This is a genomic window from Streptomyces sp. NPDC031379 (assembly GCF_055569615.1).
The window spans coordinates 36,367-56,404 of the sequence record NZ_JBVIIT010000032.1 but is presented as its reverse complement, the minus strand read 5'-3'; the positions used below and the strand labels follow the sequence as shown (position 1 = coordinate 56,404).

Here is a 20,038-nt window from a genome sequence, read left to right as displayed (position 1 = left end):
AGGGGGGGGGGGGGGGGGGGGGGGGGGGGGAGGGGGGGGGGGGGGGTGGTGGTGGGGTGGTGGGGGGGGGGCGAGGGGGGGGGTGGGGGGGGGGGGGGGGGGCGGCCGCCCCCCCCCCCCCCCCCCCCCCCCCCCCCCACCGCCGCTCACCGACTTCTGTCAGCGAGATGAATCTCAGGCCTCGGCGTCACCACCCGCGCCACCGTTCGCGGTGCCACCGTTGCTGGATTCGGCATTACCGCCGGGTCCACCGTTGGCGGTGCCACCGTTGTCGGTCTTGGCATTACCGCCCGGACCACCGTTCGCCGTGCCACCGTTGTTGGTCTTGGCGTCACCGCCGGGACCACCGTTCGCCGTGCCACCGTTATTGGTCTTGGCGTCACCGCCGGGACCACCGTTCGCCGTGCCACCGTTGTCGGTCTCGGCATTACCGCCCGGACCACCGTTCGCCGTACCACCGTTATTGGTCTCGGCATTACCGCCCGGACCACCGTTCGCCGTACCACCGTTGTTGGTCTTGGCATTACCGCCCGGACCACCATTCGCCGTACCACCGTTGTTGGTCTTGGCATTACCGCCCGGACCACCATTCGCGGTGCCCTTCTTGTGGTCCTTCTTGTGGTGGTCCTTGTGGTGGTCCTTCTTGTGGTGGTCCTTCTTGGCGTGGTGTCCGACCACCGTCGTCGCGGCCGAGTCCGGCATCGTGCCCGCCGAGGCGGCGGTGGCGGGAAGGATGATCCCGCCGGCGACGACCACGGCCGAGGCGACCATCGTCGAAAGACGGAAACCGCGCTTGGTGCGGATCTCGCCGAGGTTCTCGCTGTTGCGCTGCATTGCTTTCTCCTACTTGATTCGGGGGCCTTTTCGTTTTCCGGTGTCTCCGGTGCGGCCCGTGCTTCAAGTAGGCCGGAACGCGAAAGCAGGGTCACGTTCCGAGGACTCGGGACTTGACGAGGAGAAAGACGGCCGGTATTACGCCGGTCCCCTGAGGACCGGACCGGCCCAGGCCGGCGGATCGGGTACCGGACCCACGGGGTCCGCGCAGACGGCGGCCACCCGGACGTCCACCAGCGTCGGCGTACGGCCGCGCGGGGCGGCCTCCCCGATGGCGGAGCGCAGGGCGGCCACGAACTCCAGGCAGGAGCCGTAGCGGTCGTCCGGGATCTTCGCCAGGGCCCGCCTGAGGACGTCGTCGGCGGCCGGCGGGATGTCCGGCCGGTCCCCGCTCAGCGCGGGCGGCGGGTCGTACTGGTGGGCCCAGAGCAGGTCGAGGTGGTCCGCGCGCTGGAAGGGCGGGGCACCGGCGAGGGTCTCGTGGACCACACAGGCGAGGCTGTACAGGTCGGACCTGCCGTCGACCGGGCGTCCGGCGATCCGCTCGGGCGCCACGTAGTCGAGGGTGCCGACGAACTCGCCGGCCGTGGTGAACCCGGTGAGCGACAGGGACTTCTTCGCCAGCCCGAAGTCCGTGAGGTAGACGTGCTCGGGATGGTCGCTGTCGACGCCCTCGGCCACCAGGACGTTGCCGGGCTTGACGTCCCGGTGCACCAGGTCGCGCGCGTGGGCCGCGTCGAGCGCCGACGCCAGCTGGGCCGCGATCCGCAGCGCGGTGGCCACCGGCAGCGGGCCCTCCCGGTCGATCAGGGCGCGCAGATCGAGGCCGCAGACGAGGCACATGGCGATGTAGAGGATCCCGTCGGCCTCGCCGGCCTCGAAGACGGGGACGATGTTGGGATGGTCGATGGCGGCGGCGACCCTCGACTCCTGGGCGAAGCGGCGGCGGAAGGCGTCGTTGCGGGTGTACTCGGGGGCCAGCAGCTTCAGGGCGACCGTCCGGCCGAGGCGGAGGTCCTTGGCGCAGTAGACGACGGCCATGCCGCCGCGGCCGAGTTCCCGCTCGACGCGGTAGCCCGCGATCTCCGTCCCGATCAGTTCGGAGGGCCGGCCGTCCTGCCCGCTCACGCCTGAATTCTACCGATCCGATCCCCGCCCGCGCCTGGTCGTGGCACGGCCAAGGCCCGGGTCTCCCTCATGGAACCCGGGCCTCGCCTTTCCCGCGGCGTCCGTCACGCCGCCACGGGAACCTCCGGCGTCGCGCCGTTCGTGGCGGGCGCGAGAGCCAGCTCCAGGACCTGGCGGACGTCGGTCACGGCGTGGACGTCGAGCCCGTCCAGCACCTCGGCCGGGACGTCGTCCAGGTCGGGCTCGTTGCGCTTGGGGATGATCACCGTGGTCACCCCGGCGCGGTGGGCGGCGAGCAGCTTCTGCTTCACGCCGCCGATGGGCAGCACCCGGCCGGTCAGCGAGACCTCGCCGGTCATGGCCACGTCCGTGCGGACCAGGCGTCCGGACAGCAGCGACGCGAGGGCCGTCGTCATCGTGATGCCGGCGCTCGGGCCGTCCTTCGGGACCGCGCCCGCCGGGAAGTGGATGTGCACACCCCGGTCCTTCAGGTCGCCCACGGGCAGCTCCAGTTCGGCACCGTGACTGCGCAGGAAGCTCAGCGCGATCTGCGCCGACTCCTTCATCACGTCACCCAGCTGACCGGTCAGGGTCAGGCCGGCCGCGCCGGTCTCCGGGTCGGCGAGGGACGCCTCGACGAAGAGCACGTCGCCACCGGCGCCGGTGACCGCGAGGCCGGTGGCCACCCCGGGGACGGCCGTCCGGCGCTCGGCCGGGTCCTGGGCGGACTCGGGCACGTGGTGCGGGCGCCCGATCAGAGCGCGCAGGTCCTCGTCCCGGACGGTGAACGGCAGCTCCCGCTCACCCAGTTCGTGCTGCGCGGCCACCTTGCGCAGCAGCCGCGCGATGGACCGCTCCAGGGTGCGCACGCCCGCCTCGCGGGTGTACTCGCCGGCGAGCTTGCGCAGCGCGCTCTCGTCGAGGGTCACCTCGTCCTCGGCCAGGCCGGCCCGCTCCAGCTGGCGCGGGAGCAGGTGGTCACGGGCGATGACGACCTTCTCGTCCTCGGTGTAGCCGTCCAGGCGGACGATCTCCATACGGTCCGCGAGCGCCTCCGGGATGGCCTCCAGGACGTTGGCGGTGGCGAGGAAGACCACGTCCGACAGGTCGAGTTCGACCTCGAGGTAGTGGTCCCGGAAGGTGTGGTTCTGCGCCGGGTCCAGGACCTCCAGCAGGGCCGCGGCCGGGTCGCCGCGGAAGTCCGAGCCCACCTTGTCGATCTCGTCGAGCAGGACCACCGGGTTCATGGACCCGGCCTCCTTGACGGCGCGCACGATCCGGCCGGGCAGCGCGCCGACGTACGTACGGCGGTGGCCGCGGACCTCGGCCTCGTCCCGGACGCCGCCGAGGGCGACCCGGACGAACTTGCGTCCCATCGCGTGCGCGACGGACTCGCCGAGGCTGGTCTTGCCGACACCGGGCGGGCCGACGAGGGCCAGCACGGCACCGCCGCGCCGCCCGCCGATGACGCCCAGGCCCCGGTCGCCGCGCCGCTTGCGCACCGCCAGGTACTCGGTGATCCGCTCCTTGACGTCCTCGAGCCCGGCGTGTTCGGCGTCGAGGACGGCCTTGGCGCCCTGGATGTCGTAGGCGTCCTCGGTCCGCTCGTTCCAGGGCATCTCCAGGACGGTGTCCAGCCAGGTGCGGATCCACGAGCCCTCGGGCGACTGGTCGGAGGCCCGCTCCAGCTTGTCGACCTCCTTCAGGGCGGCCTCACGGACCTTCTCCGGCAGGTCGGCGGCCTCCACGCGGGCACGGTAGTCGTCGGACTCCTCGCCCTCCTGCTCGCCGTTCAGATCGCGCAGTTCCTTGCGGACGGCCTCGAGCTGACGGCGCAGCAGGAACTCCCGCTGCTGCTTGTCGACGCCCTCCTGGACGTCCTTGGCGATGGTCTCGGCCACGTCCTGCTCGGCCAGGTGGTCGCGCAGCTGCTGCGTGGCGAGCTTGAGGCGGGTCACCGGGTCGGCGGTCTCGAGCAGTTCGACCTTCTGCTCGGTGGTGAGGAACGGTGAGTAACCGGAGTTGTCGGCGAGCGCGGAGACGTCGTCGATGGCCTGGACGCGGTCCACGACCTGCCAGGCGCCGCGCTTCTTCAGCCAGGCGGTGGCGAGCGCCTTGTACTCCTTGACGAGTTCGGCGGCCTGACCCGGCAGCGGTTCGGGCACGCTCTCGTCGATGCGGGCGCCCTCGACCCAGAGCGCGGCGCCGGGGCCGGTGGTGCCCGCGCCGATGCGCACCCGGCTCCGGCCGCGGATCAGAGCCCCGGGGTCACCGTCGGCCAGCCGGCCGACCTGCTCGACCGTGCCCAGCACACCCGTCTTCGCGTACGTCCCGTCGATGCGCGGCACCAGCAGCACCTTGGGCTTCCCGGGCTCCGACCGGGCGGCGGCCTGTGCGGCCTCCACCGCGGCGCGCACCTCGGCGTCGCTCAGGTCCAGCGGAACCACCATCCCGGGCAGCACGACCTCGTCGTCGAGCGGCAGCACGGGCAACACGAGCGTGAACGCCGTGGACTCAGCAGCCATGATCTCCCCTTAGGCAGTCAACTTGAGCTATGCCGACTCAATGCATGGCGCTCCCGTGTTGTTCCCGAGGGGCTGTTCGCTGTCAGCGATCACCAGGTGACGCGTCGGTTCCCGCAGGTCATGGGGGCGTGGAGCCCGCAGGGGTGGCGGGCGCGACGGTGCGCGGGCGCGGGGCGCTCGCAGCCGGGCGCGCAGCGTTCCGCGTGACCCGGCCGGCCGCCCCTGCCCCGACTCAGGAAGTGCCGCGGCCCGGCGCCGCCGTGGGCGTCCGCTGCCAGCGCCGGACCAGCGGCCAGCCGGCGACACCGAGCGAAAGGGCGATGAGGTGGCCCCAGTTGGTCATCGGGTCCTGGAAGGCGATCAGGTCGTTCAGGAGCGCGCCGGCCACCAGCAGGAGCAGGGGCCCGCGCAGCCACGGGCGCAGCAGGCCGGCCAGGGCGCCGATGCTGGTGGCGACGCCGAAGCTGATGCCGTAGTCGAGGCGGTGCAACGAGGTCTGCGGAAGGTGCCCGACCAGGACCGCCAGGCCCACCGGGACCTCGGTGGCGAGCGTGGCCACGACGTGTCCGGCGAGGAACACGAAGGCCGCGCGGGCCCCGCCTGTCCGCCGCTCCAGCGCGGTGAGCACGAGCACGAAGGCCAGCGCGTACGGCGAGACGATCCCGCCCGCGATCCACACCGCGCTCGCCAGCAGCACCAGTACGGGTGTGCGCAGCAGATGGGCCACGTCCGTACTGGAGTTCTCGTGGAGGGTGTGCACGAGTGCGGGGTCGGCCAGGGCCGCGACCACGGAGGTGACGGCCAGAACGGCCGCGTAGGCGAAGGTGAACGGAGTGCCGGCCGGAGTGGGGAGCAGGTGCCACCAGCGCGGGGCCGGGGCGGCCGGACGCGTCTCGGCCGGGGCCGGGGCGGGCGCCGTCGCGGTGCGCTGGCGCGGCACGCCGTTCAGCAGGCCGGCGATCGCGGGGGGCGGGAGAGCGGCGGTGCCGTCGGAAGGGGGTGCGCCCGGCGGGGGCGGTGACGCGGCTGTCCCAGGGCCCGGCGCGATCCGTTCCACGGTGAGGCGCTCCTTCCGTCGCGCCCCACCCTTCGCGTTCACCGGGCCGCTGTCTATGACCGACGCCACGCGAGAGCGGATTCACAGCAACCTCTCACGTTCCGGCCGCGTCCGCGCCTGGCCGGCCCGGCCGCGCGTTCTCCGTAATTGCCGTGAAGGCCGAGCCTCGTTCCAGCAGGATGGGTGCATGACTGCCGCGTACGACTCACCCGTGGTCCTGGACCGGCGCGACGGCCCGTACGGCGAAGTGGTGCTGCGCAGGCACGGTGCTCTGCTGCAGATCATCGCCAACGGCTGTTTCCTGATGGACACCTCCGACGGCCGCTCGGAGCGGCTGCTGATCGACGCCGCGTACGCCGCGCTGGACGGACGCCCGGCGCCGGACGTGCTGATCGGCGGGCTGGGCGTGGGGTTCTCGCTCGCACACGCGGCCGCCGACCCGCGCTGGGGGCGGATCGTGGTGGTGGAGCGGGAGCCCGCCGTCATCGACTGGCATCACCACGGACCCTTGGCCGAGCTGTCCGCCGGCGCGCTCGCCGATCCGCGCACCGAGATCGTGGAAGCCGATCTGGTGGCGCACGTCAATGAGACATCGGACACGTTCGACGCGTTGTGCCTCGACATCGACAACGGGCCGGGCTGGACCGTCACCGAGGACAACGGCAGTCTCTACGCGAGCACCGGACTCGCCACCTGCGCAAGGGCGTTGAGACCTGGCGGGGTGCTCGCGGTCTGGTCGGCGAAACCCTCTCCGGAATTTGAAGGAACCTTGTGGAATGCCGGGTTCCGGCAGGTGCGTACCGAAGAGGTGCCCGTTGCCCGGGGCGTTCCGGACGTCGTGCACCTCGGCGTCCGACCTGGATAGCGACAGCACGGTGAGTCCCCGTAATGTGCTGCCCTGACGCGGATCATTCAAGCGTCAATCGCAGACATGGGATCACCCCACGGGTTCCGGAAAGCAACAAGCAGGGGCGGGCGATGGAGCAGACACACACCTCCCAGAGCGGCGCGGCGACGACCACCCCGGGCGCACAGCGCCGGGTGCTGGTCGTCGAGGACGACCCGACGATCGTCGACGCCATCGCGGCCCGGCTGCGCGCCGAGGGATTTCTCGTGCAAACGGCGGCCGACGGCCCGGCCGCCGTCGACACGGCCGAGGCCTGGCAGCCCGATGCGCTGATCCTGGACATCATGCTGCCCGGCTTCGACGGGCTCGAGGTCTGCCGTCGGGTGCAGGCACAGCGGCCCGTGCCGGTGCTGATGCTCACCGCGCGGGACGACGAGACCGACATGCTGGTCGGGCTCGGGGTCGGCGCCGACGACTACATGACCAAGCCGTTCTCGATGCGGGAGCTGGCGGCACGTGTGCACGTGCTGCTGCGGCGCGTGGAGCGGGCGGCCATCGCCGCCTCCACGCCCCGCTCCGGGATCCTGCGGCTCGGCGAGCTGGAGATCGACCACGCGCAGCGCCGGGTGCGGGTGAAGTCGGAGGACGTCCATCTGACGCCCACCGAGTTCGACCTGCTGGTCTGCCTGGCGAACACCCCGCGCGCGGTGCTCTCCCGTGAGCAGCTGCTGGCCGAGGTGTGGGACTGGGCGGACGCCTCCGGCACCCGCACGGTCGACAGCCACATCAAGGCGCTGCGGCGGAAGATCGGCGCCGAGCGCATTCGCACGGTGCACGGCGTGGGCTACGCGCTGGAGACGCCGACCCCATGAGCGGTGGCGGGCGCCAGGCCGCACGGAGGAGCCCCGGGGAGGATCCCTGGGGCGGCGTACGCCCGTTCTCGATCAAGACCAAGCTGGGTGCACTGGTCGTCATCTCGGTGCTGATCACCACAGGCCTGTCGATGATCGCGGTGCACACCAAGACGGAGCTGCGCTTCATCACGGTCTTCTCGATGATCGCCACCCTGCTGATCACGCAGTTCGTGGCGCACTCGCTCACCATGCCGCTGGACGAGATGAACACGGTCGCCCGTTCGATCTCCCAGGGCGACTACACGCGCCGCGTGAAGGAGAACCGCCGGGACGAACTCGGCGATCTGGCCGGGACGATCAACGTCATGGCCGACGAGCTAGAGGCCCAGGACCGGCAGCGCAAGGAGCTGGTGGCGAACGTCTCGCACGAGCTGCGCACCCCGATCGCCGGACTGCGCGCGGTGCTGGAGAACATCGTCGACGGGGTCACCGAGGCCGACCCGGAGACCATGCGCACGGCCCTGAAGCAGACCGAGCGGCTCGGCCGGCTGGTGGAGACGCTGCTGGACCTCTCCCGCCTCGACAACGGGGTCGTACCGCTGAAGATGCGGCGCTTCGAGGTGTGGCCGTACCTGTCGGGCGTGCTGAAGGAGGCCAACATGGTCGCCTCCGCGCGCGCGGGCATCGCCTCCGGCTCGGGCAGCCACACGCGTACGGACGTCCATCTGCATCTCGACGTCTCCCCGCCGGAGCTGACCGCGCACGCGGACCCCGAGCGGATCCACCAGGTCGTCGCGAACCTGATCGACAACGCGGTCAAGCACAGCCCGCCGCACGGCCGCGTGACGGTGAAGGCGCGGCGCGGGCCGCAGTCGGAGTCGGAGTCCCTGGAGCTGGAGGTCCTGGACGAAGGCCCCGGAATCCCCAGGTCGGAGTGGCACCGGGTGTTCGAGCGGTTCAACCGCGGGGCGGTGACCCGGCCGCACGGACCGGGCAGCGACGGCGGTACGGGGCTCGGGCTCGCGATCGCCCGGTGGGCGGTGGATCTGCACGGCGGCCGGATCGGTGTGGCCGAATCCGAGCGGGGCTGCCGGATCATCGTCACTCTCCCGGGACTGACTTCCGTCCCGAGTTGACGTAGGGTCCGAACCGGAAGCACAAGATCCACGACGGCCGCTGCCGTTACGCGCAGCTGGACACGTGTGATCAGGAGCAGGCCCGCGCCACCCGTCGAACGAAGACGCGCCGGGCCCGGGCCGGTGCACCCTCCCCCCATGCGGAACCACGCTTGTTTCCCGCCATATCAAGCCCTGAAACAAGATTTCCGGTGTGACTTACGCGACGATGAACGGGCTCGACCTGACCTTCGCGGTCTTGGAGGCGTAGCCTTTATTCCCGCTGTCCATCACCTTGTGAAGCGGAAGAGGGCGGTTGCCGCCGTGTCGCCACAGTCCCCCAGTAACCCGAGCGTCTCGACCGAGGACCAAGCCACCGGGAAGAACCCCGCTGCCGCGTTCGGTCCGAACGAGTGGCTCGTCGACGAGATCTATCAGCAGTACCTCCAGGACCCGAATTCGGTAGACCGCGCCTGGTGGGACTTCTTCGCCGATTACAAGCCGGGGGCTCCTGCCACCCCGGCTCCGGCGGGTACTGCGGCCGCGGGGGCCGCAGAGACCACCACCACGGCCCCGCAGGCCCAGCCCGCGGCTCCGGCCCCCCAGGCCGCCGCCCCGGCGCCCACGCGGCCCGCAGCGGCTCCTGCCCCTGCCCCTGCCCCCGCGGCGAAGGCCGCGGCCCCCGCCCCGGCCAAGCCGGCGCAGCCCGCACAGGCGCCCGCTCAGCCGACGGCCAAGGCCGCCCCTGCCACGGCGGCCCCGGCGGGCCCCGAGCTGATCACGCTGCGCGGCCCGGCCGCCGCGGTCGCGAAGAACATGAACGCCTCGCTGGAGCTGCCGACCGCCACCTCGGTCCGCGCGGTCCCGGTGAAGCTGCTGTTCGACAACCGCATCGTCATCAACAACCACCTCAAGCGCGCCCGCGGCGGGAAGATCTCCTTCACGCACGTCATCGGGTACGCGATGGTGCAGGCCATCAAGGCCATGCCGTCGATGAACTGGTCGTTCGGCGAGAAGGACGGCAAGCCGACCCTCGTCAAGCCGCCGCACGTCAACCTCGGCCTGGCCATCGACCTGGTGAAGCCCAACGGCGACCGCCAGCTCGTCGTGGCCGCCATCAAGAAGGCCGAGACGCTGAACTTCTTCGAGTTCTGGCAGGCCTACGAGGACATCGTCCGTCGCGCCCGCGACAACAAGCTGACGATGGACGACTTCACCGGTGTCACGGTCTCCCTGACCAACCCCGGCGGCCTCGGCACCGTCCACTCCGTGCCGCGCCTGATGCCCGGCCAGTCGGTGATCATGGGCGTCGGCTCCATGGACTACCCGGCGGAGTTCCAGGGCACCAGCCAGGACACCCTGAACAAGCTCGGCATCTCGAAGGTCATGACGCTCACGTCGACCTACGACCACCGGGTGATCCAGGGCGCCGCCTCCGGCGAGTTCCTGCGCCAGGTCGCGAACCTGCTGCTCGGCGAGAGCGGCTTCTACGACGACATCTTCGAGGCCCTGCGCATCCCCTACGAGCCGGTCCGCTGGCTCAAGGACATCGACGCCAGCCACGACGACGACGTCACCAAGGCCGCCCGGGTCTTCGAGCTGATCCACTCCTACCGGGTCCGCGGCCACGTCATGGCCGACACCGACCCGCTGGAGTACCGCCAGCGCAAGCACCCCGACCTGGACATCACCGAGCACGGCCTCACCCTGTGGGACCTGGAGCGCGAGTTCGCCGTCGGCGGCTTCGCCGGCAAGTCCCTGATGAAGCTGCGCGACATCCTCGGCGTGCTGCGCGACTCGTACTGCCGCACCATCGGCATCGAGTTCATGCACATCCAGGACCCCAAGCAGCGCAAGTGGATCCAGGACCGCGTCGAGCGCCCGCACACCAAGCCGGAGCGCGAGGAGCAGCTGCGCATCCTGCGCCGGCTGAACGCCGCGGAGGCCTTCGAGACCTTCCTGCAGACGAAGTACGTCGGCCAGAAGCGCTTCTCGCTGGAGGGCGGCGAGTCCGTCATCCCGCTGCTGGACGCGGTCATCGACAGCGCCGCCGAGTCGCGCCTGGACGAGGTCGTCATCGGTATGGCGCACCGCGGCCGGCTGAACGTGCTGGCGAACATCGTCGGCAAGTCGTACGCGCAGATCTTCCGTGAGTTCGAGGGCAACCTCGACCCGAAGTCGATGCACGGCTCCGGCGACGTGAAGTACCACCTGGGTGCCGACGGCACCTTCACGGGCCTGGACGGCGAGCAGATCAAGGTCTCGCTGGTCGCGAACCCCTCGCACCTGGAGGCGGTCGACCCGGTCCTGGAGGGTGTCTCCCGCGCCAAGCAGGACATCATCAACAAGGGCGGCACGGACTTCACGGTCCTGCCGGTGGCGCTGCACGGCGACGCGGCCTTCGCGGGCCAGGGCGTGGTGGCCGAGACGCTGAACATGTCGCAGCTGCGGGGTTACCGCACCGGCGGCACGGTCCACATCGTCATCAACAACCAGGTCGGCTTCACCGCGGCTCCCGAGTCCTCGCGTTCGTCCATGTACGCGACGGACGTGGCCCGCATGATCGAGGCCCCGATCTTCCACGTGAACGGCGACGACCCCGAGGCCGTGGTGCGCGTCGCGCGTCTGGCGTTCGAGTTCCGCCAGGCGTTCAACAAGGACGTGGTGATCGACCTCATCTGCTACCGCCGCCGCGGTCACAACGAGTCGGACAACCCGGCCTTCACGCAGCCGCTGATGTACGACCTGATCGACAAGAAGCGCTCGGTGCGCAAGCTGTACACCGAGTCCCTGATCGGTCGCGGCGACATCACCCTGGAAGAGGCCGAGCAGGCCCTGCAGGACTACCAGGGCCAGCTGGAGAAGGTCTTCACGGAGGTCCGCGAGGCCACCTCGCAGCCGGTCTCCGGAGACGCCCGGGCGCCGCAGGACGGCTTCCCGGTCACGGTCCCGACCGCGATCTCCGCGGAGGTCGTGAAGCGGATCGCCGAGTCCCAGGTCAACATCCCCGACCACATCACCGTCCACCCGCGTCTGCTGCCGCAGCTGCAGCGCCGTGCGGCGATGGTCGAGGACGGCACCATCGACTGGGGCATGGGCGAGACCCTCGCCGTCGGCTCCCTGCTGCTGGAGGGCACCCCGGTCCGCCTGGCGGGCCAGGACTCCCAGCGCGGCACCTTCGGCCAGCGCCACGCGGTGCTCATCGACCGGGAGACCGGCGAGGAGTACACCCCGCTGCAGTACCTCTCCGACGAGCAGGCCCGCCTGAACGTCTACAACTCCCTGCTCTCCGAGTACGCGGCGATGGGCTTCGAGTACGGCTACTCGCTGGCCCGCCCCGACGCGCTCGTGATGTGGGAGGCCCAGTTCGGCGACTTCGTCAACGGCGCCCAGACGGTCATGGACGAGTTCATCTCCTCGGCCGAGCAGAAGTGGAGCCAGACCTCCGGCGTCACGCTGCTGCTGCCGCACGGCTACGAGGGCCAGGGCCCGGACCACTCGTCCGCGCGCCCCGAGCGGTTCCTGCAGCTGTGCGCCCAGAACAACATGACGGTGGCCATGCCCACGCTCCCGTCGAACTACTTCCACCTCCTGCGGTGGCAGGTGCACAACCCGCACCACAAGCCGCTGATCGTCTTCACCCCGAAGTCGATGCTGCGCCTGAAGGCCGCGGCCTCGAAGGCGGAGGAGTTCACCAGCGGAGAGTTCCGCCCGGTCATCGGCGACAGCACCGTCGACCCGGCCGCGGTCCGCAAGGTCGTCTTCTGCGCCGGCAAGGTCTACTACGACCTCGAGGCCGAGCGGGTCAAGCGCGGTGCCACGGACACGGCGATCATCCGCATCGAGCGCCTGTACCCGCTGCCGGGTGCGGAGCTGCAGGCGGAGGTCAACAAGTACCCCAACGCCGAGAAGTACCTGTGGGCGCAGGAGGAGCCGGCGAACCAGGGTGCCTGGCCGTTCATCGCGCTCAACCTGATCGACCACCTGGACCTGGCGGTCGGCGCGGACATCCCCGCGGGCGAGCGGCTGCGGCGCATCTCGCGCCCGCACTCCTCGTCGCCGGCGGTGGGTTCGGCCAAGCGCCACCAGGCCGAGCAGGAGCAGCTGGTGCGTGAGGTGTTCGAGGCATAGGCCTCAGGCACGCACGCGGAAGGGCGAGGCCCCGAGATCCCACGGACTCGGGGCCTCGCCCTTCCTGCGCATACGCTGGAGCGGTAGAACCCCTGGCCCCAGGGCCGACCCACAGGAGAGCATCTGTGTACTTCACCGACCGAGGCATCGAAGAACTGGAGAAGCGGCGCGGTGAGGAGGAGATCACCTTCGAGTGGCTCGCCGAGCAACTGCGGACGTTCGTCGACCTGAACCCGGACTTCGAGGTACCGGTGGAGCGTCTGGCGACCTGGCTCGCCCGGTTGGACGACGAGGACGACGAGTAGGTCGTCCCTCCACGATGCATGCGCGGGGCGCCGGTACGGCGCCCCGCTTTTGCATGCCCCGAAAGAGTGCCTTGACTTCCCCTGGCCACGATATATCGTGATTGACAGCGGACGCGATATGACGTGTCGCGGCCCGGTCCCGCCGAGGAGGCTCCATGTCCGAGTGGTCCGTCGCCGAGCCACAGAAGCTGACCTTCGACACCGCCGTGAGCGACCTGAGGGTCCGCATCGTCAACGGAACGGTGAACGTGGTGGGCACGGACGAGGGTTCCGCCCGGCTGGAGGTCTCGGACATCGAGGGCCCACCCCTGGTGGTCACCCACGAGCACGGCACCCTCACGGTGGCCTACGACGACCTGCCCTGGAAGGGCTTCCTGAAGTGGCTGGACCGCAAGGGCTGGCGCCGCAGCGCCGTCGTCTCCCTGGCGGTCCCGGCGGGCACGCGCGTGGAGGTGGGTGTGGTCGGCGCCGGCGCGGTCGTCTCCGGCATCCGCGGACCGGCGGTGATCAAGGGCGTGAACGGCGACACCACCCTGGTCGGCGTCGCGGGCCCGGTGCGCGCGGACACCGTCTCGGGGAACCTGGAGGCCCAGGCGGTCACCGGCGACCTGCGCTTCCACTCGGTCTCGGGGGACCTGACGGTGGTCGACGGCTCCGGCCGCTCCGTCCGCGCCGACTCGGTCAGCGGCTCCATGATCGTCGACCTGGACCCGGACGGCCCCACCGAGGTCAGCCTGACCAGTGTCTCCGGCGAGATCGCCATCCGCCTGCCGCATCCGGCCGACGCCGAGGTGGAGGCGAACACGGCGAGCGGCACGATCTCCAACGCCTTCGACGGACTGCGGGTGCACGGCCAGTGGGGTGCCCACAAGATCACCGGCCGGCTCGGCGCGGGCATCGGCAGGCTCCGGGCGACCACGGTCTCCGGTTCGATCGCCCTGCTGCGCCGCCCGCCCCACGACGACGAGGAGGACGCCCTCTGGGAGGCCGAGCCGCCACGGAGCCCCGGCGCCGGACCGACACCCGACCCGGTCGGCGAGGCGCCTGCCGCCGCGGGGGAGAATTCCGTCTCCGGCACGGGCGCCGACGCCACCGACGCCCCGGCCGACGGCACGACCGACAAGAAGGTGCTCTGACATGCCTCCCGTCTTCGCCCACGGCCGCCTGCGCCTGTATCTGCTCAAGCTGCTCGACGAGGCCCCGCGCCACGGCTACGAGGTGATCAGGCTCCTGGAGGAGCGCTTCCAGGGGCTGTACGCCCCCTCGGCGGGCACGGTCTACCCCCGCCTGGCCAAGCTGGAGGCCGAGGGGCTGGTCCGGCACACCACCGAGGGCGGCCGCAAGGTGTACTCCATCACGGACGCCGGCCGCGCCGAACTGGCCGACCGCAGCGGTGAGCTGGCCGACCTGGAGCTGGAGATCCGCGAGTCGGTCGCGGAACTGGCCGCCGAGATAAAGGCCGATGTACGCGGGGCGGCGGGCGATCTGCGCCGTGAGATGCGGGCGGCGGCCTCCGAGGCGCGCCGGGGCGGCACGGCCGCGGGGGGTGCGGCGGGCCCCTTCGGGGAGTACGGCGATCTGGGCGACAAGGAGGCCTGGCGCGCCGCCAAGGAGGAGATGCGCCGGGTCAAGCAGGAGTGGAAGGAACAGGCCCGCCGGGCCAAGGACGAGAGCCGCCGGGCCCGCGAAGAGGCCCAGCAGGCCCGCCGTCAGGCCCAGGAGGCCCAGGCGCGGGCTCGGGCGCAGGCGCAGGAGGAGGTGCAGCGGATCGCCCGTCGGGTCCAGGACCGCGTCCAGGACCACTTCGCGCGCGGCGACTGGCCGACCGGCGTCCGCGAGGGCCTGACCGAGCTGGCGAAGGAGTTCGGCGAGTTCGGCAAGGAGTTCGGCAAGGACCGGGCCTTCGGCCGCTCCTCCGCCGGCACCGCCAGGTCCGCGCCCTCGGCCGAACCGCACTACTCCGCCGCCCCGGAGGACTTCCCTGCCGCATACGAACCCTCCTGGGCGCACGAGGACTTCACCGGCGACCCGGCCCGGGACCTGGACCGCCTCCTGGACCGCTTCCGCGACGACATCCGTGACACGGCCCGCGACCACGGCATCACCCCGGACCAGCTCCGAGACGCCCGCCGCCATCTGTCGACAGCGGCAGCCCACATCACCTCCCTGCTCCGCCCACCGACCCCCTGACCCTCTTCCACCGGCGCGAGCTGCCGCCCCGGGCCGGACGGAACACCGAACGGCCCGGAGCACCGAACGGCCCGGCGGACCCTGTCCGTCCGCCGGCCGCGCCACCCGGCGTCGGGCCACCCCGGTGGCCTCGTCCGGCGTTCCCCTCAGCCCACCCCGGTCTCCCCGTACAGCACCCGCGTGACCCCCTCGTACGACACCCCCGCGTCGGCCAGCACCTCCCCCGGCACCCCCGGCAGGATCGTCAGCGCCAGCAGCAGGTGTTCGTCCCCGATGTGCCGGTCCCGCCGGCCGAGAGCCACCCGCAGGGACTTCTCCAGGACGTCCTTCGCCCCGCGACCGAAGCCCGGCCGTCGCCCGGCCCGACGGTGTTCGGCCCCGCCTCCGGCGTCCCGGTGCCCGGACATCGCCCCGACGCCGTGCACCTCCTCCACCCGGGCCACGATCTCCGACACGTCGATCCCCAGCCCCGCCAGCGCATCCGCGTCGGCCCGGGTCAGCCCGGCACGCCGCCGCGCCTCCCCCAGGGCCTGCCGGACCGGCTCCCGGTGCTCGACGAGACCCAGGGCGGACAGCGCGAAGGACGCCCGGCCGCCCTCGCGATCGAGGAGGGCGAGCAGCAGATGCTCGGCACCGACGGACCGCACCCCCTCCGCCTCCGCCTGCACGACCGCCCCCTCGACCACGGCCCGGGCGTCCTTCGTGAACCGCTCGAACATCAACGCCTCCCGTACTTCTTGTGCACGGCCTGCCTGCTGACTCCCAGCTCCGCGGCGATCTCCTGCCACGACCAGCCCTGATTGCGCGCACTGCGCACCTGCACCGCCTCCAGCTGCTCCAGCAGCCTGCGCAGCGCGGCCACGGCCCGCAGCCCGACCCGCGGGTCATGGTCGCCGGCCCGCTCGGCCAGATCGGTTGCCTTCGTCATGATGTCAACGTACGTTGACACACCGCGTGCGTCAACCGTGGTTGACACTCGTGCCATGAGAAAAGCGGGCCCGGAGCACACCGGACCCGCGTGACGGCCCTGCCGGGCCGAAGGAACCTCAGAAGGACAGCGGAATTCAGGAGTTGGTGAGCACGATCTTTCCGAACTGCTCCCCGGAGGCGAGCCGTTCGAAGCCCTCACGGGCCCGGTCCAGCGGCAGCTCCTCGTCGATGACGGGCCGTACACCCGTGGCCGCACAGAAGGAGAGCAGGTCCTCCAGCTCCTCCTTGGTGCCCATGGTGGAGCCGACCACCTTCAGCTCCAGGAAGAAGATCCGGGTCAGCTCGGCGTGCGAGGGCCGGTCGCCGCTGGTGGCGCCGGAGATGACGATCGTGCCGCCCGGCCGCAGCGACTTCACCGAGTGGGACCAGGTGGCGGCGCCCACCGTCTCGATGACGGCGTCCACCCGCTGCGGCAGCCGTGCACCCGGCTCCACCGCCTCCACGGCCCCGAGTTCCAGGGCCCGCTTCCGCTTCGCCTCGTCCCGGCTGGTGGCGAAGACCCTGAGGCCCGCCGCCTTGCCGAGGACGATCGCGGCCGTGGCGACACCGCCGCCCGCGCCCTGCACGAGGACCGAGTCGCCGGGCCGCACCCCGGCGTTGGTGAAGAGCATCCGGTACGCCGTCAGCCATGCGGTCGGCAGACAGGCGGCCTCGGCGAAGGACAGCTCCTTGGGCTTGGGCAGGACGTTCCAGGTCGGCACGGCGACCTGTTCGGCGAAGGTGCCCTGGTAGCGCTCGGTGAGGATGGAGCGCGGCTCGTTCGGGCCGACGCCGTGGCCGGTCTGGCCGATGACGGAGTGCAGGACGACCTCGTTGCCGTCCTCGTCGATGCCGGCGGCGTCGCAGCCGAGGATCATCGGCAGCCGGTCCTCCGGGAGGCCGACACCGCGCAGGGACCAGAGGTCGTGGTGGTTGAGGGAAGCGGCCCGCACCGTGACGGTGCTCCAGCCGGGACGGGCCTCGGGAGCCGGGCGCTCCCCCAACTCGAGGCCGGTGAGCGGCTGGTCGCGGTCGATTCGGGCGGCGTAGACAGCGAACATGGGCTCGACGATAGGTGCCGCCGCCCGGCCGACGGAACCAGGGGCCCCTGTGACACATGCCCTCTTGCGCACCAGCACCCGTACAGCCCACCCGGCCTCCAGCCGGTCTCGAGGGCGCCCCCGCCGTCACTCGAACGGTCGGGCGGACGGGCAAAGGAAATGGCCCCGTCCAGGCGGACGGGGCCATTCGGTGCGACGTCAGCGACGAGCGACGCCCTCGGCACGAGCAGCCGCGGCCACCGCCGCCGTCACGGCGGGAGCGACCCGCTCGTCGAACGGCGACGGGATCACGTAGTCGGCGGCGAGGTCGTCACCGACGACCGAGGCCAGTGCCTCCGCCGCGGCGATCTTCATCCCCTCCGTGATCCGCGTGGCCCGCACCTGCAGCGCGCCCGCGAAGATCCCGGGGAAGGCCAGCACGTTGTTGATCTGGTTCGGGAAGTCCGAGCGCCCGGTCGCGACGACCGCCGCGTACTTGTGCGCCACCTCCGGGTGCACCTCCGGGTTCGGGTTGGCCATCGCGAAGACGAAGGCACCCTCGGCCATGGAGGCGACGGCCGCCTCCGCGACCGTACCGCCGGAGACGCCGATGAAGACGTCCGCGCCCGCGAGGGCGTCCTCCAGCGGGCCGGTGAGGCCGGCCTTGTTGGTGAAGGAGGCCACCTCCCGCTTGACCGGCGTCAGGTCCTCCCGGTCCGCCGACACGACGCCCTTGCGGTCCGCCACGGCCACGTCCCCGATGCCGGCCTCGACCAGCATCTTGGCGATGGCGACACCGGCCGCGCCGGCGCCCGAGATGACGGCCCGCAGCTGCCCGATCTCGCGTCCGCTCAGCCGCGCCGCGTTGCGCAGCGCCGCGAGCGTCACGACGGCCGTACCGTGCTGGTCGTCGTGGAAGACCGGGATGTCGAGGCGTTCCTGCAGGCGGCGCTCGATCTCGAAGCACCGGGGCGCCGAGATGTCCTCCAGGTTCACTCCGCCGAAGGACGGGGCGAGCCGGACGACGGTCTCGACGATGTCGTCCACGTCGGTGCAGTCGAGCGCGATCGGCACGGCGTCGACGCCGCCGAACTGCTTGAACAGGATCGCCTTGCCCTCCATGACGGGGAGGGAGGCCTGGGGACCGATGTCCCCGAGTCCGAGCACGGCGGTGCCGTCGGTCACGACGGCGACCACCGAGGACTTCCACGTGTAGTCGTTGACCAGCTCCGGCTGTTCCGCGATCGCGGTGCACACGCGAGCGACGCCGGGCGTGTACGCGAGGGAAAGGTCGTCCTTGTCACGGATCGGCACGGTGGCCTGCACGGCCATCTTGCCTCCGCGGTGCAGCGCGAACGCCGGATCGAAGGAATCGAGGGGCTCGGCCCCGCCGTCCTGATCCGTGGTGTCGTCGCTGCGAGGATTGACGATCTCCGCTGCCACTTTGTTTTACCCCTTAGCTATGCATGGTTTGAGGGTCGACCACTCCTGGTGAGGGGTGGGCGGGCACCGCGTACGGCTCGATTGCGGATACGTACGAGCACATACGCGACGGGCGCGCCGCACACGCGCCCTGAGCCCCGGATGAGGGGTGTAAAGAACCTTCTTACCGGACGGACGGTACCCGCGACGAGTCCATTAGGTGCAAGGTCACATCCCGGAAGCGGGAAGCCACGCGGAGGTGACGCGCGGCTGACGGATCGGCGGCCCGGCCGCCCAGGGCATGCCAAGGGCTGCGCGGCGCGGCGACGAAGGGCCCGAACGGCGCGAAAGGGGCGGAGGCCCGAGTGATCACATCGTGAGACACGCTGAAGATTTTCCGGCTGGAAGGCTTGATTCCCGCAGATGGTTCGGCGGTGATGGACCAGGGATGTACCGACCTGATGCGGTTCGGGGGTCACCCGTTATCCGATTTTGACATTGCGACTCCCCTGAATGGCGTAGTCCGAATGGCAAGATGCGGTAAACCCACGAGGTCGCGACACCCGAAGGTGTGTGTTTCCGTCGACCCATCGGCAACTCTTCCCATCCGCCGGAGGAACCACGATGACCGCAAGCTCCACCCGTCGTACCACCGCCGCGCACTCCCGTCTGGCCGCGGTCGGTGCGATCGCGGTCGCAGGCGCCCTGCTGCTCACCGGCTGCGGTGACCAGACCAAGGACAAGAACAACGACTCCGGCAGCGCGTCCGCCGGCAGCGCCCCGCTCGCCGACAAGCTCCCGCAGGACATCCGCAGCGCGGGTGTCATCAAGGTCGGATCGGACATCGCGTACGCGCCGGTGGAGTACAAGGACTCCTCCGGCAACGTCGTCGGCCTGGACCCCGACCTGGCGGCGGCCATGGGCAAGCAGCTCGGAGTGAAGTTCCAGTTCGAGAACGGCACCTTCGACGGCCTGCTCACCGGTCTGCGCTCGGACCGCTACAACATCGCGATGTCGGCGATGACCGACAACAAGAACCGCCAGGAGGGTGTCGACCCGGACACCGGCAAGAAGGTCGGTGAGGGCGTCGACTTCGTCGACTACCTGACCGCCGGCGTCTCGATCTACACGCGCAAGGGCGACACCCAGGGCATCACGAACTGGTCGGACCTCTGCGGCAAGAAGCTCGCCGTCCAGCGCGGCACCACCTCGGAGGACCTGGCCAAGGCGCAGGCCAAGAAGTGTCCGAGCGGCAAGAAGCTCGCCATCGAGGCCTTCGACGACAACCAGCAGGCCCAGACCCGTCTGCGCTCGGGCGGCGCGGACGCCGTGTCCGCCGACTTCCCGGTCGCCGCGTACGCCGTGAAGACGTCCGGCGGCGGCAAGGACTTCGAGATAGTCGGCGAGCAGGTCGAGGCGGCCCCGTACGGCATCGCGGTCTCCAAGACCGACACCCAGCTGCGGGACGCCCTGAAGGCCGCGATGGACGCGATCATCAAGAACGGCGAGTACGGCAAGATTCTCGAGAAGTGGGGCGCCCAGGACGGCGCCGTCAAGGAGTCCGTGGTCAACGGCGGCAAGTGACCCGCGGTCATCCGAGCGGCCACTGAGAGGCAACACC

16 protein-coding genes are annotated in these 20,038 nt (G+C 71.0%); 8 read left to right on the top strand and 8 right to left on the bottom strand.

Annotated elements, in window-relative coordinates:
- Positions 1-174: 174 nt before the first annotated feature.
- The 4 genes from ACZ5CW_RS35760 to ACZ5CW_RS35745 form a co-directional block, all read right to left on the bottom strand.
- The gene (locus ACZ5CW_RS35760; RefSeq protein ID WP_468608969.1) at positions 175-834 is read right to left on the bottom strand and encodes a hypothetical protein; all 660 of its coding nucleotides are present in this window, start codon (positions 832-834) and stop codon (positions 175-177) included.
- A 138-nt stretch (positions 835-972) separates the two neighbouring features.
- Entirely contained in the window at positions 973-1,962 is a 990-nt protein-coding gene (locus ACZ5CW_RS35755; RefSeq protein ID WP_468608967.1) for a serine/threonine-protein kinase, read from the bottom strand.
- 104 nt (positions 1,963-2,066) lie between these two features.
- A complete protein-coding gene (lon, locus tag ACZ5CW_RS35750) occupies positions 2,067-4,487 on the bottom strand; it encodes an endopeptidase La (protein WP_468608965.1) in 2,421 nt (806 codons plus the stop codon).
- 232 nt (positions 4,488-4,719) lie between these two features.
- Entirely contained in the window at positions 4,720-5,544 is an 825-nt protein-coding gene (locus tag ACZ5CW_RS35745; RefSeq protein ID WP_468608963.1) for a rhomboid-like protein, read from the bottom strand.
- 187 nt (positions 5,545-5,731) lie between these two features.
- On the opposite strand from ACZ5CW_RS35745, the gene ACZ5CW_RS35740 reads away from it, so the two are divergent.
- The 7 genes from ACZ5CW_RS35740 to ACZ5CW_RS35710 all read left to right on the top strand — a co-directional run bounded on the left by ACZ5CW_RS35740 (position 5,732) and on the right by ACZ5CW_RS35710 (position 14,986).
- The gene (locus tag ACZ5CW_RS35740) at positions 5,732-6,409 is read left to right on the top strand and encodes a spermine/spermidine synthase domain-containing protein (RefSeq protein WP_468608961.1); all 678 of its coding nucleotides are present in this window, start codon (positions 5,732-5,734) and stop codon (positions 6,407-6,409) included.
- Positions 6,410-6,522: 113 nt separating this feature from the next.
- Entirely contained in the window at positions 6,523-7,263 is a 741-nt protein-coding gene (locus tag ACZ5CW_RS35735; RefSeq protein WP_468608959.1) for a response regulator transcription factor, read from the top strand.
- On the top strand, positions 7,260-8,381 hold the full coding sequence (locus ACZ5CW_RS35730) for a HAMP domain-containing sensor histidine kinase (protein ID WP_468608957.1): 1,122 nt from the start codon (positions 7,260-7,262) through the stop codon (positions 8,379-8,381). Before ACZ5CW_RS35735 ends, ACZ5CW_RS35730 begins: the two co-directional genes overlap by 4 nt.
- Positions 8,382-8,684: 303 nt before the next feature.
- Positions 8,685-12,491: a multifunctional oxoglutarate decarboxylase/oxoglutarate dehydrogenase thiamine pyrophosphate-binding subunit/dihydrolipoyllysine-residue succinyltransferase subunit gene (locus ACZ5CW_RS35725; RefSeq protein ID WP_468608955.1), complete on the top strand. Its 3,807-nt coding sequence runs from the start codon at positions 8,685-8,687 to the stop codon at positions 12,489-12,491.
- A 125-nt stretch (positions 12,492-12,616) separates the two neighbouring features.
- The gene (locus tag ACZ5CW_RS35720; RefSeq protein ID WP_028420339.1) at positions 12,617-12,796 is read left to right on the top strand and encodes a DUF6104 family protein; all 180 of its coding nucleotides are present in this window, start codon (positions 12,617-12,619) and stop codon (positions 12,794-12,796) included.
- Positions 12,797-12,951: 155 nt separating this feature from the next.
- A complete protein-coding gene (locus ACZ5CW_RS35715) occupies positions 12,952-13,932 on the top strand; it encodes a DUF4097 family beta strand repeat-containing protein (RefSeq protein WP_468608952.1) in 981 nt (326 codons plus the stop codon).
- A 1-nt stretch (position 13,933) separates the two neighbouring features.
- Positions 13,934-14,986: a PadR family transcriptional regulator gene (locus tag ACZ5CW_RS35710; RefSeq protein WP_468608950.1), complete on the top strand. Its 1,053-nt coding sequence runs from the start codon at positions 13,934-13,936 to the stop codon at positions 14,984-14,986.
- 146 nt (positions 14,987-15,132) lie between these two features.
- Here the strand turns inward: ACZ5CW_RS35710 and ACZ5CW_RS35705 are convergent, their stop codons facing one another.
- The 4 genes from ACZ5CW_RS35705 to ACZ5CW_RS35690 all read right to left on the bottom strand — a co-directional run bounded on the left by ACZ5CW_RS35705 (position 15,133) and on the right by ACZ5CW_RS35690 (position 18,438).
- The gene (locus ACZ5CW_RS35705) at positions 15,133-15,705 is read right to left on the bottom strand and encodes a Clp protease N-terminal domain-containing protein (RefSeq protein WP_468608948.1); all 573 of its coding nucleotides are present in this window, start codon (positions 15,703-15,705) and stop codon (positions 15,133-15,135) included.
- On the bottom strand, positions 15,705-15,914 hold the full coding sequence (locus ACZ5CW_RS35700) for a helix-turn-helix domain-containing protein (RefSeq protein WP_468608946.1): 210 nt from the start codon (positions 15,912-15,914) through the stop codon (positions 15,705-15,707). Before ACZ5CW_RS35700 ends, ACZ5CW_RS35705 begins: the two co-directional genes overlap by 1 nt.
- 136 nt (positions 15,915-16,050) lie before the next feature.
- Positions 16,051-17,016: a zinc-binding dehydrogenase gene (locus ACZ5CW_RS35695; RefSeq protein WP_468608944.1), complete on the bottom strand. Its 966-nt coding sequence runs from the start codon at positions 17,014-17,016 to the stop codon at positions 16,051-16,053.
- Positions 17,017-17,214: 198 nt separating this feature from the next.
- Complete coding sequence (locus ACZ5CW_RS35690) at positions 17,215-18,438, bottom strand: NAD(P)-dependent malic enzyme (RefSeq protein WP_468608942.1); 1,224 nt, start codon at positions 18,436-18,438, stop codon at positions 17,215-17,217.
- Positions 18,439-19,041: 603 nt separating this feature from the next.
- On the opposite strand from ACZ5CW_RS35690, the gene ACZ5CW_RS35685 reads away from it, so the two are divergent.
- On the top strand, positions 19,042-20,001 hold the full coding sequence (locus tag ACZ5CW_RS35685) for an ABC transporter substrate-binding protein (RefSeq protein ID WP_468608941.1): 960 nt from the start codon (positions 19,042-19,044) through the stop codon (positions 19,999-20,001).
- Positions 20,002-20,038 lie beyond the last annotated feature (37 nt).